The sequence below is a fragment of the Enterococcus sp. SMC-9 genome (assembly GCF_021011285.1).
GTDB classification, from domain to species: Bacteria; Bacillota; Bacilli; order Lactobacillales; family Enterococcaceae; genus Enterococcus_C; species Enterococcus_C montenegrensis.
On record NZ_JAILYE010000003.1, the window covers coordinates 327,474 to 343,232 of the forward strand.

At 37.9% G+C, this 15,759-nt stretch carries 13 protein-coding genes; 9 read left to right on the forward strand and 4 right to left on the reverse strand.

Annotated features, from left to right (window positions below; genetic code table 11):
* Positions 1-9: 9 nt before the first annotated feature.
* From K4422_RS06255 to dnaA, 4 genes are all read right to left on the reverse strand, one after another.
* On the reverse strand, positions 10-1,893 hold the full coding sequence (locus K4422_RS06255) for a beta-glucoside-specific PTS transporter subunit IIABC (protein ID WP_230709819.1): 1,884 nt from the start codon (positions 1,891-1,893) through the stop codon (positions 10-12).
* A gap of 156 nt (positions 1,894-2,049) precedes the next feature.
* The gene (licT, locus tag K4422_RS06260) at positions 2,050-2,892 is read right to left on the reverse strand and encodes a BglG family transcription antiterminator LicT (protein WP_206902931.1); all 843 of its coding nucleotides are present in this window, start codon (positions 2,890-2,892) and stop codon (positions 2,050-2,052) included.
* Between the two features lie 595 nt (positions 2,893-3,487).
* Positions 3,488-4,618, reverse strand: coding sequence for a DNA polymerase III subunit beta (gene dnaN, locus K4422_RS06265; protein WP_206902930.1), 1,131 nt, complete (start codon positions 4,616-4,618; stop codon positions 3,488-3,490).
* A 385-nt stretch (positions 4,619-5,003) separates the two neighbouring features.
* On the reverse strand, positions 5,004-6,332 hold the full coding sequence (dnaA, locus tag K4422_RS06270; protein WP_206902929.1) for a chromosomal replication initiator protein DnaA: 1,329 nt from the start codon (positions 6,330-6,332) through the stop codon (positions 5,004-5,006).
* 707 nt (positions 6,333-7,039) lie between these two features.
* Between dnaA and rpmH the strand changes: the two genes are divergently transcribed.
* From rpmH to K4422_RS06315, 9 genes are all read left to right on the forward strand, one after another.
* Complete coding sequence (rpmH, locus tag K4422_RS06275) at positions 7,040-7,174, forward strand: 50S ribosomal protein L34 (protein ID WP_010766794.1); 135 nt, start codon at positions 7,040-7,042, stop codon at positions 7,172-7,174.
* Between the two features lie 707 nt (positions 7,175-7,881).
* On the forward strand, positions 7,882-8,214 hold the full coding sequence (gene rnpA, locus K4422_RS06280; protein WP_206902928.1) for a ribonuclease P protein component: 333 nt from the start codon (positions 7,882-7,884) through the stop codon (positions 8,212-8,214).
* Positions 8,215-8,282: 68 nt separating this feature from the next.
* On the forward strand, positions 8,283-9,074 hold the full coding sequence (locus K4422_RS06285; protein ID WP_206903062.1) for a YidC/Oxa1 family membrane protein insertase: 792 nt from the start codon (positions 8,283-8,285) through the stop codon (positions 9,072-9,074).
* 15 nt (positions 9,075-9,089) lie between these two features.
* Entirely contained in the window at positions 9,090-9,869 is a 780-nt protein-coding gene (jag, locus tag K4422_RS06290) for an RNA-binding cell elongation regulator Jag/EloR (protein WP_230709821.1), read from the forward strand.
* Positions 9,870-10,527: 658 nt separating this feature from the next.
* On the forward strand, positions 10,528-10,698 hold the full coding sequence (locus K4422_RS06295) for a hypothetical protein (protein WP_230709823.1): 171 nt from the start codon (positions 10,528-10,530) through the stop codon (positions 10,696-10,698).
* 477 nt (positions 10,699-11,175) lie between these two features.
* Positions 11,176-13,062 (forward strand): endonuclease MutS2, encoded by a 1,887-nt coding sequence (locus K4422_RS06300; RefSeq protein WP_230709825.1) that lies wholly within the window; start codon positions 11,176-11,178, stop codon positions 13,060-13,062.
* A gap of 196 nt (positions 13,063-13,258) precedes the next feature.
* Positions 13,259-13,642: a PTS sugar transporter subunit IIA gene (locus K4422_RS06305; protein ID WP_230709826.1), complete on the forward strand. Its 384-nt coding sequence runs from the start codon at positions 13,259-13,261 to the stop codon at positions 13,640-13,642.
* Positions 13,643-13,661: 19 nt separating this feature from the next.
* Positions 13,662-14,129, forward strand: a complete 468-nt coding sequence (locus tag K4422_RS06310) for a PTS system mannose/fructose/N-acetylgalactosamine-transporter subunit IIB (protein WP_230709828.1) — start codon at positions 13,662-13,664, stop codon at positions 14,127-14,129.
* A 55-nt stretch (positions 14,130-14,184) separates the two neighbouring features.
* On the forward strand, positions 14,185-15,759 hold the full coding sequence (locus K4422_RS06315) for a PTS system mannose/fructose/sorbose family transporter subunit IID (RefSeq protein ID WP_230709830.1): 1,575 nt from the start codon (positions 14,185-14,187) through the stop codon (positions 15,757-15,759).

Consider the following 15,759-nt stretch of genomic DNA (forward strand, 5'->3'; position numbering starts at 1 on the left):
TTGTTATTTTTATTTTACCACAGTTAAAAAATCTTCCCCGTGAATGACTTCTTTTTGATCCATATCCAAAACGTCCATAAAGCTATTCGTATTGGTGATCACAATCGGTGTGATCGTAGATAAACCAGCCGCTTTAATTGCAGCTAAATCAAATTCTACTAATAAATCTCCTTTTTTGACTTGATCGTCTTGTTGTACTTTAATCGTAAATCCTTTGCCATCTAATTCGACAGTATCCATGCCAATATGCATTAAAACTTCAGCACCTTCATCTGTGGTAATTCCTACTGCGTGCCCAGTTGGAAATAGTGTTGTGACAGTTCCGTCGGCTGGCGCATACAACTTTCCTTCCGTTGGTTCAATGGCAACACCTTTTCCAAGTGCACCAGAAGAAAAAACTTGATCTTTTACTTGGGTCAAAGGTAAAACTTCACCATTCAAAGGACTTGCTAACATAATCGTATGACCACTTGCTAATTCTTGTGCCACTGGAGTGACTGTATCTGCTTTATCAGCCGCAGCTAGTTGTTTTACTTCCACTTGATCGTCAAAACGCAAGACAAACGTTAAAACAAAACCTAAAACAAAGGCAATCCCAGTACCAATAGCTGCCATCATTAAACCTGTGATAGCTTTCGTGTCTTGGGGAATAAAACCTGGCAAACTAAGCAAACTAATTAAACCAAAAACGTAATTTTTGACTTGGAAAAAGCCGATAAATGCTCCCCCAACAGCCCCACTGATACAAGCTGCAATAAAAGGTTTTTTAAGCGGTAAGTTAACCCCGTAAACAGTTGGTTCTGTAATACCGAAAAATGATGTGATGGTAGAAGATAATGCCAATCCTTTTAACTTCACATTTTTGGTCATAAAGAAAACTGCTAAGGCTGCACCACCTTGTGCTAAAACAGCTGGTAATAGCATCGGTGTCATCGTGTCAAAACCTACTTGATTTAAATTCAGCATCATAATCGGTACAAAGCCCCAATGCATCCCGAACATTACAAAGACTTGCCACAAACCACCCATCACAGCACCGGCGATAATTGGACTAAAATTGTAAATCGCGTCATAACCGCTACCTAATGCGTTCCCTAAAATCGTACCCAAAGGACCCACTGCAATAAACGTTAAGGGTGCCATCACTAAAAAGATAGCCAGTGGCACAACAATGGTTTGTAAGAAACTCGGAATAACTTTTTTAAAGAATCTTTCAACATAACTTTGTAAAAAGACAGCTAAAATAATTGGAATAACAGAAGAAGTATAAGCACTTGCTCCGATAATAACCGGCAGACCTAGAAAACTTAACGTTTGCCCTGCTAAAGCAGTAATGGAAGGATGCACCAATGCCATTGCTAGTGCCGCTGCCAAAAATTCATTGGTACGGAATTTTTTAGCCGCCGTAAAAGCCAACATCACTGGCAAGTACGTAAATAAACCATCAGCAATCGCCCATAAAACGACGTAAACACCAGAAGTATCGCTCACCCAATTTAAAGTCAAAGCCAAAGTCAAAAAGCCTTTTAATACCCCAGCTCCAGCCATTGCTCCTAAAAATGGGGTGAAAATAGAAGAAATAATATCAATTAAACGGTCAAAAATATTGCCACCTTTTTCCTGTGCGGCCCCTTTTTCATTATTAAAATCAGCGATACCGTTTAATTCTCGGTAAACATCACCAACGTGACTGCCAATAACGACTTGATATTGCCCGCCCTTTTGTACCACTTGAATAACATCGTCATCTTGACTTAAACGCTGCGTGTCCGCAACGCCTTCATCTTTTAATTTAAAGCGCAAGCGGGTGGCACAATGTACCACACTATTCACATTTTCCTTGCCCCCAACAGCTTCTAAGACGCGTTTTGCAATTTCTTCATTACTACTCATTTTTTTCTCTCCTTGTCATTTTCAATTTGTTTTAAAAAAATAAAAAACCCAGATAGAAAAAACATGATCCCAAATAAAATAAATCATCTGGTATCTTTGTCTTTTCAATCTGGGTTTTGCCTGCCGTACAGTAACAATCCGTTATTGATTGAATGTTTATTCCTCTGAAACCACCCGCTGAATGTGAATCGTCAAATAAATCATCTCAGATTCTCCCAGGGGTTTTTGATACGTTTTAACTAAATAATCATTGATACGCTGCACCGTTTGAAAAGCTTTCGGGTATTTAGACTGAATTAAAGCAAAAAGAAATTCATCGGGCTCTTCTTTTAATTCATCTTTTAAATAGCGCTGGGCAAAATATTGTAAATGGGTGACGATCCGCTGATAACTTAGGGAATCTTGGCGGAAAACCACACCATAAAAACGACTGATAATCTGCAATATATCCCGCACAATTTCTGTTGCCTGCATCGTTTGTTGCATCGAGCCGTCGGCATTCAGCTGTTCACTATTGACGATGTGAAAAGCGATAAAACCCGCCTCTGACTCCGGCAGAGTCACGTGCAGTTTTTCGTTAATTAAAGTGATCGCATCTTGGGCTAAGGCAAATTCTTTAGGATAAAATTTGCGGGTTTCAAATAAAAGCGGATTGGGAATTTCAATTCCTTCTTTGCAACGCTCCAATGCGTAGTGAATATGATCGGTTAGCGTCAGATAAATATTTGACGACAATTCTTGCTGCAATTTTTCCTCTGCATTGTCGACGATCTGCTTGACTAAATCTACTTCCTCTAATGGAATATCAGCAAACAATTGTTGAAATTGACCAGAAGTTAGCGAATCTTTCAAAATAAATTCTTTTTCAATCACACCAGCGTCAATCACATCCCCGACTTTTCTACCAAAAGCCAGACCGCGTCCCATATAAATGACCTCTTCACCAGCTTCATTGCGGGACATGACGATGTTGTTATTTAGAATTTTTTCAATTACCACGCTTCCCACTCCCTGCGTCTGCTTCATTTCCAGACAAAATAAAAAAACCTAGAATTTCCCCCTTGATACTTGCGGTAAATTCCGGTTTTGCCTGCCAAACAGTAACAATCCTTAGACATAATCTAGCACAGTAAAAAACAATTTGCAAGCCTTTTCAGACAGAAAAGCTGAAAGCGCTGGGTAACTCTTTGGAAAAATGTCGGAAATTTGGATGCTGATGTTCTTTATCAGAATCAAATTTTTGAATTTTTCCCGAAGAGTTGGTGCTTGAAGCTGGATCTAAAGAAAAGTTATCGGAACTCGTTTAGCTCGCAAGCAATAAAATGAAATCTTGCTAAATTATTTTCCAAATTTCTTGAAATTTTGACTTATTGTCGCCGCGAGTTAGTTCGCACTGCTAGATCCAAAGAAAAGCGAAACAAACTTGCATAGCCCGCTAAAAATAAGCGCAGAATTTTCAGAAATTGTTTCTCAAATTTTTCCATAACAAAAAAACTGCCAAATAAATTTCCCCTTCTTAGCAAAAATAAACTTTATTTTTACTAAGGAGAGGACTTTTTGGCAGTTTATCGTTTCAAAATTTAATTTTTAGCAATTAATTGGTTCGCACTGGGGTAATCAATTGGATAAAGTTGGCTTGGCCAGCTGTAGGTTCCAATGTGAAAGGACGAATAGCTGAAATAAAGCGAATGGTAATACTCATATCGCCAAAAGCTCGCAATGCCGCTTTCATGTAGTCAGGATTGAAGGAAATTTCCAACGGATCGCCACTAACTTTTTCATAATTTAATGCTTCTTCTACTTTTCCGACTTCAGGAGAATTACCGTAAAGCATCACGGCATCTTCTTTAATTGAAAGGCGCACAATATTGTTCCGACCTTCATGAGAAAGCAAAGAGGCCCGTTCAATTGCCGCTAAGAAATTCGGCACGCTAAATTCGATTTCAGTATTGAATTGACTTGGAATTAACCGATTGGTATCAGGGTAATTTCCTTCCAGTAAGCGAGAATAAAACAGCATATTTTCAGTTTGGAACAAGACTTGATTTTCCATAATGCTAATCGCAATTTCTTCTTCATCATCTGCTAAAGAACGAGATAATTCAATCAAACTCTTGCCGGGAACAACGATATTGAAATCCTCTGCTTCTTGTTCCAAAGGTATAACCCGTTGGCTCAAGCGGTGTGAGTCGGTTGCGACTGCCAATAGTTGCTTGTTTTCTAACACAAAGTGAACCCCAGTTAAAATTGGGCGACTTTCATGGGCAGAAACAGCAAAAACAGTTTCACTAATTAATTGATTTAAGGTTTGTGCAGATAATTTTAATTGATCGCGACTTTCTACCACTGGCAAATGTGGGTAGTTATCTGCATCCAAGCCATTTACCATAAAGTTAGCTTTTCCAGAAGTGATGGCAACTTGTTCATTTTCCACAACTTCCATCGTGAAAGTATCTTCTGGCAAGCGGCGGATAATTTCGCTAAAAAAGCGTGCCTGTAACACGATAGAACCAGCTGATTCCACCAGCATTTGCGCTTTTTCATTGTCAACGGCTAAAAATGTCTCGATGGAAATATCGGCATTGCTCCCAGTTAAGGTTAAACCGCGTTCTGTTAAAACAATTTTTACCCCCGTTAAAATTGGGATAGTAGTTTTAGAAGAAATCGCCCGTTGGACAGTTTGTAATTCCTGCATAAAGGCAGAACGATTCATTGTGACTTTCATAGATGGCACTCCAATCTTTTTAATGTGTAACAATTTTTTATCAGGTGGAAAATAGGTTTAAACACCACAAACTGCAAAACTTAAATATTTCGCTTTTTACAAATAATTGCAATTAGAAAAATGTAGCTGATGTTGTTTTACTTTTTTTAATAATTTGCCCTAGCTTACTACGGCTAAAAACTAAAAATGACTCATGCTGATTATAGCATTTTTTTCAAAGTTAAAAGAAGGCGGATGCCTTTATATTTAAGAGTAAAAAGATAGTAGTAGTAGTAGGGCCTGTTGAAGCAGTGGATAAGTGTCAAAACCTAAGACGCAGGAAGAGTTTTCCACTGTGTATAACTTGTGGATAAAAAATGGAAAACGTCAAAATTTATCCACATGCTTATTTTAATAATAAATTTTTAATTTCTGAAACTTCAGTTTGGGTTGTCAGATCATTGTCTAATAATTGCTGAATTTTTTCGTGGGCGTGGATGACGGTCGTGTGATCTTTGCCGCCAAATTCAGCGCCGATTTTTGGTAAAGAGTTATCAGTCAGCTCCCGGGATAAATACATGGCGATTTGCCGCGGAACGACAATACTTTTTACCCGTTTTTTTCCTTTTAAGTCTTTAATTGAAATGTGATAGTATTTTGCAACTTCTTCTTGGATCTGCAAAATGGAAATTTGGGCAACGCCGCCATTGCTCTTTAAAGATTTCAATGCTTCGGCAGCTAGACTGGTGCTGATTTCCGCATTATTCATCGTCGCATAGGCCTGCACCCGCAAAAGTGCACCCTCTAATTCGCGAATGTTGGAGTCGATTTGACCGGCGATATAACTTAGGGTATCATCTGGGATTTCCAAACGCTCTGCTTCCGCTTTTTTTCGCAAAATCGCAATTCGCGTTTCCAAATCTGGCGGTGTAATATCGACAGATAAGCCCCAGGCAAAGCGGGAAACCAAACGTTCCGGCAAAGTCGGGATCTCACTTGGCAAGCGGTCACTGGTTAAGACGATTTGTTTGTTGTTTTTGTAAAGCTCTTCAAAGGTATAGAAAAATTCGTTTTGCGTTTCAACTTTATTTTCCAAAAATTGGATATCGTCGACTAACAATAAATCGACACTGCGGTATTCGTGGCGAAATTCTTCACTGGTACGATTTTTAATCGAGGTAATAAAGTCATTGGTGAAGTTTTCACTACTAACGTATTTAATTTTGGCGTTGGGGCGATATTTTAACAATTCGTGCCCAATTGCGTGCATCAAGTGGGTTTTCCCTAAACCCACACCGCCGTAAAAGAAAAGCGGGTTGTAAATTGAACCGGGTTCTTCCGCGACAACTTGAGCGGCAGCGTGAGCCATCTGGTTGCCTTGCCCAATAACAAAAGTGTCAAAGGTGTATTTTGGGTTTAACATAATGGAACGATCCACTTTTTCTTCCACTTTTTCCTCTTTTGCTTGAGGCATTTCTTCTTGCACTTCATCTTCTGTGATAAAAGCCGGCATAATTTCTCTGCCATAAAGGCGATAGCTGTTTTCTAACACCCGTGGTGCTAAATTTTTCTCCCAATAATCACGGTGAACTTTAGTTGGGACTTTGATCAAAAGCTCATCGTTTTTTAGTGAAAGAGGACTAGCACTTTCTGCCCAAACTTGAAAGCTGGCAGGGCTGAGGTCATTTTTTAAGCTGTTTAACACCTCTTGCCACAAGGCTTCATATGATGACATGAGTTTCCTCCTTAATTTTTTCCAATCAATAAAACGGCCTGCGTTTTAATTTACGTATATTCATAATAGTTAAGACATCCCAAGCGGGCTTAAAAAGCAAAAGAGCGCCTCAAAAAACACCTAGTAATAAATTACGAGGATCTGGCGGCACTTTGTGAAATTTCACGAACTCTAGATTGCTGCCAATTTAAAAAGAAGCAGACAAAAAGAGGTATCCCTAATTTATCACTTTTTAAAGAAGTTTTCCACAGGCAGAGAGCAAAAAGCAGAAAAAAATTTATTTTCAGCAAGTTTTCCACAAATAAACAAGAAGATGAAAATGTGAATTAACAGCAGGTATAAAAATAATCCACAGGCCTAAAAAAAATGTGGACAAATTTGAGTTTTTGAAAAGTTTCCACAAGGTCTTTTGGATAAAATAGTGGATTGTAACAGCGTTTTGTAACGTCTATCCACAGAAAAATAATCGCTTGTGGAAAAGTTTTTAAGCTGTGTGAAAGTGTGGATAATTATTTCCAAAACTTTAATTTAACTTTCAAAAATTTTTTGTGAATTCACAACCATCAACAGGCCTTATAAAGAAATGTGGATAACTTTTTTACTGTTTTAGCGTGATTTTGTAGTTGACAAAAAGCAATCGGAGTCGTTATACTATCAAAGTATGTCTGTAGTGATGGATATGAGAATTACCTCGGAGGTGGAAATAAATGAAAAGAACTTACCAACCAAACAAACGTAAACGTCAAAAAGTTCACGGTTTCCGTAAACGTATGAGCACTAAAAACGGCCGTCGCGTCTTAGCTAGCCGCCGTCTTAAAGGACGTAAAGTATTGTCAGCTTAAGCCACTGGTTGCCAGTGGTATTTTTTTTATGTTGGCTAACATAGTAAATAAAGTTGTCACTTCAAGATCACGTAAAAAAATCTCATCATGGTAGAGGTTTTGGCAGGTGAAATTGGAGTGGCTTTTTTTTGTTTTAGATTTGACCCCAGTGACTAACTCGCTGCGGCAATAAACCAAAATCTTGCGAAATTTGAAGAACAATTTATTGAAATTCTGCCTTATTGCTGACGAGTAAAACGAGTTCGAAAAGCTTTTCTTTGATCCAGCTTCAAGCACCAACTCTTCGGGAAAAATTCAAAAATTTGATTCTGATAAAGAACATCAGCAGCCAAATTTCCGACATTTTTCCAAAGAGTTACCCAGCGCTTTCAGCTTTTCTTTGATCCAGCTGCACAAACTAGCACGCTAAGAAATAAGTCAAAATTTCAAGAAATTTGAAAAACAATTTCTGAAAATTCTGCGCTTATTTTTAGCGTACTGAACAAGTTTGTTTCGCTTTTCTTTGATCCAGCTTTGCGAACTAACTCGCTGCGACAATAAGTCAAAATTTCAAGAAATTTGAAAAACAATTTATTGAAATTCTGTCTTATTGCTGACGAGTAAAACGAGTTCGAAAAGCTTTTCTTTTTAGGGTAAAGTTTAGGGGGGAATTATGGTATTATTGAAAGGTATGAGCAAATGATTTTAGAAGAAGTGAAGGAAACGTCATGAAAAAAGCCTATCGTGTCAAAAAAGAACGAGATTTTCAACGGGTATTTGAGCAAGGCAGCTCTTGTGCGAATCGCCGTTTTGTTGTCTATAAACTCCCGAAAGAACAAGACCATTTTCGTGTTGGTATTTCGGTGGGGAAAAAAGTCGGCAATGCTGTGATGCGCAATAGTGTGAAACGGAAAATCCGTGCTAGTTTGTATACTCTAAAAGATCAGATTGATCCGAATCTTGATTTTATTATCATCGCTCGACCAACTGTGAGTGAATTAGATAGTGAAGAATTGCTGCAAAATTTGAAACATGTACTAAAACTCGCAAAAATTATTTAAATAATCGTTAGAAGGGATCATGCCTCGTGAAAAAGAAACATGTCAAAAAAGCACTGCTTTTAAGCGGCATGCTGGCACTGGTAGTATTCTTGTCAGCCTGTGGTGCCACCGGAGAAGTAAGTGCCAACAGTACTGGAATTTGGGATCGTTACATCGTTTGGAACTTTGCCCGCGCTATTAAAGCGTTATCGTTTGGTAATGCCGGAATTGGGATTATTTTATTTACTTTAGTCGTGCGGATTATTTTAATGCCATTGATGCATTTCCAAACAAAAAGTATGCGGAAAACCCAAGAATTACAACCAAAAATCAAAGCGCTGCAAGCTCAATACGCTGCTAAAGATATGGAAACGCAGCAAAAATTAAAAGAAGAAACGCAAAAGCTTTACGCTGAAAATAACGTCAATCCTTATGCGGGGTGTTTACCGCTGTTAGTGCAAATGCCGATTTTGATGGCGTTATGGCAAGCGATTCAACGGGTACCAGAATTATCTCAAGGTCATTTCTTATGGTTGAACTTAGGGGAAAAAGATCCCTATCTGATTTTACCGATTTTAGCGGCGGTATTTACTTTTGCCAGCACATATCTTTCAAGTATGAGCCAAGTAGAAGCAAATGCCAGCTTAAAAATTATGAACTTTGCAATGCCATTGATGATTTTAATGATGGGGCTAGGACTTGCCAGTGGTTTGTCATTATACTGGGTAATTTCCAATGCATTCCAAGTGGTGCAAACATTATTAATCAACAATCCATTTAAGATTAGAAAAGAACGTGAAGAAGCACTTCGTCAAGAAAAAGCGCGGGAGCGTGCTTTGGAACGTGCGATGAATCCGAATAAGAAAAAACGTAAAAAATAAAAGGGGGTTACCTTGATGCCGATTTATGAAGGAGCAACCAGTGGTGAAGCAGTAGTAGCCGGTTTAACTGCATTAGGAATTTCAAAAGACGAAGCTGTAATTGAGATTTTAGATGAAGGCAAAAAAGGCTTTTTGGGAATGGGGAAAAAAAATGCCCGCGTTTCAATTGAGCCTTCGGTGGCAGAAGATATTAGTGAAGCTGTTAGCCAAACCGTTGAAGACGTACTCGTTGCCGCTGACAAAACACCAGTCGTTACAGCTGAAGTACCAGCTGCAGAAGAAACAATTGTAGAGATCACGCCAACAACTGCAGAAATTTTATCTGACTTAGACGACGAAGCAGCTTTAACACAACTTGCGCTTTATCTAACCAATATTACCAACGAATTAAATGCACCTGCCTTAGTCAAAACAGAGCGGGAAAATGGGTTGGTTATCTTCCATTTGGACACGAAAAAACAAGGGATTCTGATTGGCAAACACGGTAAAATGTTAAATGCTTTACAGTATTTGGCTCAAGTTTTCATTCACCGCGTTGCGAAAAATAAACTTTCGGTTGTAGTCAATGTCGGCGATTATCGCCAAAAACGTCAGGCTATTTTAGAACGGCTAGCACAACGGACAGCAGAAAAAGTGAAACGAACAGGACGGCCGGTTTTCTTAGAGCCAATGCCAGCTTTTGAACGTAAACAAATTCACTCTGCTTTAAGTCATGACGACAGCGTAAAGACTCACTCTGAAGGGGACGAACCTTACCGCTATTTAGTAGTGGAACCAAATAAAAAGTATTATTAAGCCCCCAAAAGCGGGATTAAAAAAGATTTAAAAATAGAGGGGAGAGCCAGTGAAAACTGATTCTCCTCTCTATTTTTTATCAGCAGGGAATTAATGGAACAAAAGTTTTTCTATAATAACAAAACTGTGTTTTCCATCTCTTTTTCTCCTAAAAAGATAATTTTTTGTAATGGAACTCTTTTATGTCTGCCTATTTCTTTTTTTATTTTTGCCAGTCTTTTATTTTCAGTTCTTTTAAAGAAAATTAGTCGGAATTTTTTAGCAGTTAAAGAGGACTAGGCAAGCTAAATAGGCTTCTTTTTAGTTTAATAAACTTTTTTAACGTTGTTTTTTATCCTAGAAAAAATAATCGAAAAGGAGTAAGAAATCCCGATCTTATGGGCTTTTCTCAGCATAAACTCACCCGCATTTCATTGACATCCCGAAAAAAACCAAGTATATTTTACTAGAAATCATTCTTATCGAAGTAAGATACGATGCCGTAGTCATTACTTTGGTCTGAAAAACGTCTGTTACGCCATTAACAGACGTTTTTTTGTTGCCTATAAAAGTAAATGTGGGAAGATAATTCCTTAATTTATGAGTTATAATGGTTTTTATTACAGCTGTCATATATACGCAATTCGTAATATGTATTACGCAAGAAAGAAGGATTCATGTGGCGGATTGGTTAATTGTACCTACTATTTCCTGTTTAGTTATGGGAATCAGTGTTGTGATTAAAATTATTCAGATGCTCATTTCAAAAAAGACAAAAGGTCTACTGGGTTTTTTCCTATTAGCAGTTATTTGTTTTGGTGGTTTTTTCTTTTTACAGGCACTAACATAATCGATTATGAACAAAGGCAATTCTGAAGTTGCTTTCACTTTTTGCCTGCGTTTTTATTTGAATTGTAGCAAGGACAACTTTTATCTCCCAACTTGCAACTTTTGGCGGTCTCTTTTATACTGAAATAGTAATCAATAACTCGTTAGAAGAAAAAGAGGGCTATTTGTGAGTGTAACAGGTATCTAATCAGCAATTTAAAAACAAGTAAACAAAAGGTTTATTTGTGGTGCTCTAGATGCCTATTCGTAAGCGCAAGATTTTAAAGACGATAGGGAAACTATCGTCTTTTTTTGTGTCTAGCTTTACCAACGAACTCGCAGTGACAATAAGTCAAAATCTTGAGAAATTTGAAGAGCAATTTTCAAAAATCCCGTTCTTATTTTTTGCAGCCTGAGCAAGTTTGTAAAGCTTTTCTATCATCATTCTAACGAGGCTTTTTTGCGTTTAGAATAGGGTCTAAGCAAGAAAGGAATTCAAATGAAAAACGTATTAACTGAAACGGAATTTACCAAAATTCGAACTTTAATCAGCCAGACGGCGATTAGTGATAAAGGGAAAGAAACCATTTTAAAAAGAGATCCTGCCACACAAATCCACACTGTACGCAATTGGTTAGAGGAAACACAAGAGGCTATGACAATTCTAGCTTCTGGTCAGCATATTCCTTTGATGGGTTTGACGCAAATCGGTCATTTAACGCAAAAAGTTTCAAAGGGGCAAATTTTAGAGCCGAGTGAGTTAACAGAATACAGCGACTTTTTACGCTCCTTTCAACTGATTCAAAAATTATTACAAAAAAATTCCTATCAAGTGCCGAATCTGTTTGCTTACAGTCAGCAGCTGGGGGATTTTACCGAAATTACCAGAGAAATTACGGGAATGGTCAACGGTACGCGCTTAAATAGCGACAGTAGCCGCCAATTACGCAAAGCCCGCAATCAAGTGCAAAAAATTGAAGGAGAAATCGAGACGGCCTTACAAAAATATTTGCGCAATGGTACCACGCAAAAATATTTACAAGAACGCTTAATTTTGAAAAAAGGCGAGCGGTACACATTACCAGTCAAAGCAGAGTTTCAAAATAAAATTGCCGGTACGATTATTGAACGCTCCAATAAAGGGACGACGGTTTTTGTGGAACCTAGTAATATTGCCCGTCTGAATGAAAAATTAATTTTGGCACAAGCAGAAGAAGTCGCAGAAGTTTATCAGCTTTTGGCGTATTTGACCGGCTTATTGGCAGCGTCCCAAGATAAAATTTCTTATAGTTTAGAAATTGTGGTGGAACTAGATATTATTTTTGCCCGGGCCAAATATTCCCGCAGTATTGATGGCGTGAAAATCGCCGTCAACGATGAAGAAATTTTACATGTATCAAATGTCACCCATCCTTTATTAGGCAAAAACGCCGTACCATTATCGGTTTCATTAGGCAAAGATGCCAGAGGGCTGATTATTACCGGTCCCAATGCAGGGGGAAAAACGGTGGTGTTAAAAACGCTGGCATTAACGTGTCTACTAACAGCTTTTGGCGTGTTGGTTCATCATGATGGCAATAGCAACATCGCGATTTTCAAAGAGATTTTAATTGATATTGGCGATCAACAAGATATGGAGAACGCTTTGAGTACATTTTCGGGTCATATGCAAAATATCGCCGAAATTTTACGCCACACCAAACGTCAGACTTTGGTTTTACTCGATGAAATTGGTAGCGGGACAGAGCCCAATGAAGGTGCAGCGCTAGGCATTGCGATTATGGAGCAGATGTATCAAAATGGCGCACTGGTAGTGGCGACCACCCATTATGGCGAAATTAAAGATTTTGCCTTAGCCCATGAAGATTTTAAAACAGCGGCGATGGCTTTTGATGCGAAAACCTTAACGCCTAAATATCAACTTTTGATGAATGCTGTGGGCAGCAGTAACGCCTTTTGGATTGCAGAAAAAATGCAGCTGCAAAAAGACGTGATTGATCGCAGTCGTCAATTATTGCAGCAAAAAGAATATGGAGGGAAAAAGCGAGAATTCAAAAATATTAGCCAAGACAATGCATCACGGGCGAAATTGCCACAATTTCAAAAAGGTGATCGGGTCGTTGCACCAGAAAATGTGACCGCATTGTTTTATGAAGCAGATGGTGAAGAGGGAATTTTGTATTCGAATAACGAATTCTTTTCAGTCCCGCTGCGGCGCTTGCATCTGGAAATGGCAGCGGAAAAACTATATCCCCTTGATTATGACGTTGAAAGTTTGTTTCACGATTTTCACGAAGAAAAATTCAAACGAGATTTAACACGGGGTTCCAAAAAAGCGCATCACAAATTACGTAAAATGGAAAAAGCGCGACGAGAAAAGCTTTAGAATAGTGCTAGAAAAAGAGTGGAATATTTTCTGCTCTTTTTTTTTTGCGGTGTAAATAAAACATATTTTGAAATTAAATTTATTTATTTTTTAAAAATATATTGAAACTAAATTTCTGATATTGTATGATGCAAGCATAGCAAGAAATAAATCGCTAAAAAATGTAATCGATTTAAATATGAGAAAGGAAGATAAAATGCGTGCAATTGTATTGGTAGGCCATGGGGCTGGATGCACCGGTATGCAACAGTCGGCGGAAATGATTTTGGGAAAACAGGAGAACCTTTTTGCAGTACCGTTACAACCAGAAGAAAATAGTACAGACTATATTGAAAAATTGACTGCTTTTTGTCAGCAATTGAATGAGGATTACACTCAAATTTTATTTTTGGCAGACATAAAAGGAGGGACACCAGCAAAAGCAGCAGCATTAGTTAGTAAACAGCAACAATTAAATGGCAGTCAATTGATTATGGGGTATCATTTGGCTTTGATTTTATCCAGCTGTTTAGATGTACAAAAAAATGCAAGCGATTTAATTTTCGAAACGACGCCAATGATTCAAGAGTTTAACTTATAAAAGAAAAGAGGAAAAAAGAATGAGTATTAATTTAACAAGAATCGATGAACGGCTAATTCATGGACAAGTGGCTTATTCATGGTCTGTTGCTTATCCTTGTGACGAGATTGTGGTAATTGATGATCAAGCAGCAAATGATGAGATGCAAAAAATGTTACTGGAAATGGCTGTACCAGAAGGAAAAGGCTTTAAATTACTTACTGTAGCTGAAGGAATTGCATATTTTTCAAACGATAGTGGCTTGAAATCATTTCTGGTTATTAAAGATCCGGCAATTATTTATGAGTTAGTAAAAGCAGGAATTTATTTTGACAGTATCAATGTTGGGGGCATGTACTTTAAAGAAGGCAAAAAAGAGATTACTAAAACAGTATATGTTGATGAAAGAGATATTGCCGTTTTTAAAGAATTAGCCCACGCAGGTGTGAAATTAGACGTAAGAACAGCGCCTGGAGACAAATCAATTGAGCTTAGTAGTGTGATTTGAGTTTAAGAAATACAAAATTTTGACGGGGAAGTTTAATTAGCATAGGGGGAGAATAATGACTTTATTCAGCGGGATCTTGTTGAGTATTTTTGTCGCAATTTTAATTACAGAAAATTATGGTTATGGCTATTGGATGATTTCACGACCTATTTTTGCCGGTCCATTGATTGGGTTAGTCATGGGTGACTTACAAACTGGTCTGCAAGTGGGAGCAAGTGTTGAATTGATGTTTATGGGAGTTTTACCAATTGGGGGATCTGTGCCACCTAATGCACAAATTGCCGGTATTATTGGTACGATTTACGCCATCCAAGCTGGCTCACCAGCTCTTGGTATTTCTTTGGCACTACCAATTGGGATTTTAGCGCAATTTTTAATCATGTTAGCTTGGAACATTAATATTTTCTTGGTTCATAAGGCTGATTCTGCAATTAAAGAAGGCAAAACAAAAACGCTAGAAAAATTACATTTGGCTGGCGTGCTCGTTTTCTTTAGTGTGTTTTTCGTGGCCTCTTTTATGGCCATTCAATTTGGTAGCGAGTTTGTAAAACAAATTAATGATGCTTTACCAGTTTGGGTTTCAGGTGGCTTAACGATTGCATCTGGTCTTTTACCGGCAATTGGGATGGCCATGCTATTAAAAATGATGGATTTCAAAAAGTTTTGGCCGTTCTTTTTAATTGGTTTTGTTTTATCTGTCTATTTGAAATTAGATGTGTTGGCTGTTTCCTTATTGGGAGCCGGTGTTGCAGCGGGGACTGGGGCATTGAGAAAAGGAGAGAATCAAACGGCGCAAAATTTACCAACAGAAGAAGGGCCAACAGATCACAATCTCTTGGCTAAAAAAGATTTATGGCGCGTTTTTGCCCGTTCTTTTTTCAGTATGGCAACGATCAATTACGAGCGTTACATCAGTTTAGGCTTTGATTATGCCATGATTCCAGTTTTGCAAAAATTATATAAAGACGAAACCGAGTACCAAAAAGCACTACAACGACATAATGAATTCTTTAATTGCCACCCGTATACCACCAATATCGTTATGGGGGTTTCAATTGCCTTAGAAGAACAAAAAGCGTTAGGAAAACCAATTACAGACGAAACGATTTCATCAACAAAAACTGCCTTAATGGGTCCTTTATCTGGAATTGGCGACTCTGTTTTTAAAGCAACATTTATGACAATTTTTGCTGCTGTGGGGGCTGGCTTAGCTCTAAACGGGAACATTTTGGGACCAATAATTTTTATCGTTCCTAATATTTTTCTAAATGTTGCCACGCGTTATCTAGGTGTATTTTGGGGATATAAATTTGGGGTTAAATTAATTGCCAAGATGAAAAATTCAGATTTAATTAAAAACTTTGTTCAAGGAGCGACCATCGTGGGGATGATGGTTACAGGCTCGATGGTCGTTAATTTTGTCAAAATCGAACTGACTGCTCAATGGGACAATGCCGGTAAAGAAATTGTCTTGCAGGATTTAATTAATCAAATTTTTCCAGGTCTTTTACCATTAATCATCACGCTTATTTTTTATTGGGCCTTAATGAAGAATAAAAAAGCAATTTATTGGTTGATGTTAGCCTGCTTTGTAATTGGCTTACTTGGAAAATTAACGGGAATTTTATAG

What these genes read in the sequence shown, in the direction of transcription:
- K4422_RS06255 (WP_230709819.1), bottom strand. Translation starts at nt 1,893, where the DNA reads ATGAGTAGTAATGAAGAAATTGCAAAACGCGTCTTAGAAGCTGTTGGG.
- K4422_RS06315 (WP_230709830.1), top strand. Translation starts at nt 14,185, where the DNA reads ATGACTTTATTCAGCGGGATCTTGTTGAGTATTTTTGTCGCAATTTTA.
- K4422_RS06305 (WP_230709826.1), top strand. Translation starts at nt 13,259, where the DNA reads ATGCGTGCAATTGTATTGGTAGGCCATGGGGCTGGATGCACCGGTATG.
- K4422_RS06310 (WP_230709828.1), top strand. Translation starts at nt 13,662, where the DNA reads ATGAGTATTAATTTAACAAGAATCGATGAACGGCTAATTCATGGACAA.
- dnaA (WP_206902929.1), bottom strand. Translation starts at nt 6,332, where the DNA reads ATGTCATCATATGAAGCCTTGTGGCAAGAGGTGTTAAACAGCTTAAAA.
- rpmH (WP_010766794.1), top strand. Translation starts at nt 7,040, where the DNA reads ATGAAAAGAACTTACCAACCAAACAAACGTAAACGTCAAAAAGTTCAC.
- K4422_RS06285 (WP_206903062.1), top strand. Translation starts at nt 8,283, where the DNA reads ATGCTGGCACTGGTAGTATTCTTGTCAGCCTGTGGTGCCACCGGAGAA.
- K4422_RS06300 (WP_230709825.1), top strand. Translation starts at nt 11,176, where the DNA reads ATGAAAAACGTATTAACTGAAACGGAATTTACCAAAATTCGAACTTTA.
- jag (WP_230709821.1), top strand. Translation starts at nt 9,090, where the DNA reads ATGCCGATTTATGAAGGAGCAACCAGTGGTGAAGCAGTAGTAGCCGGT.
- rnpA (WP_206902928.1), top strand. Translation starts at nt 7,882, where the DNA reads ATGAAAAAAGCCTATCGTGTCAAAAAAGAACGAGATTTTCAACGGGTA.
- dnaN (WP_206902930.1), bottom strand. Translation starts at nt 4,618, where the DNA reads ATGAAAGTCACAATGAATCGTTCTGCCTTTATGCAGGAATTACAAACT.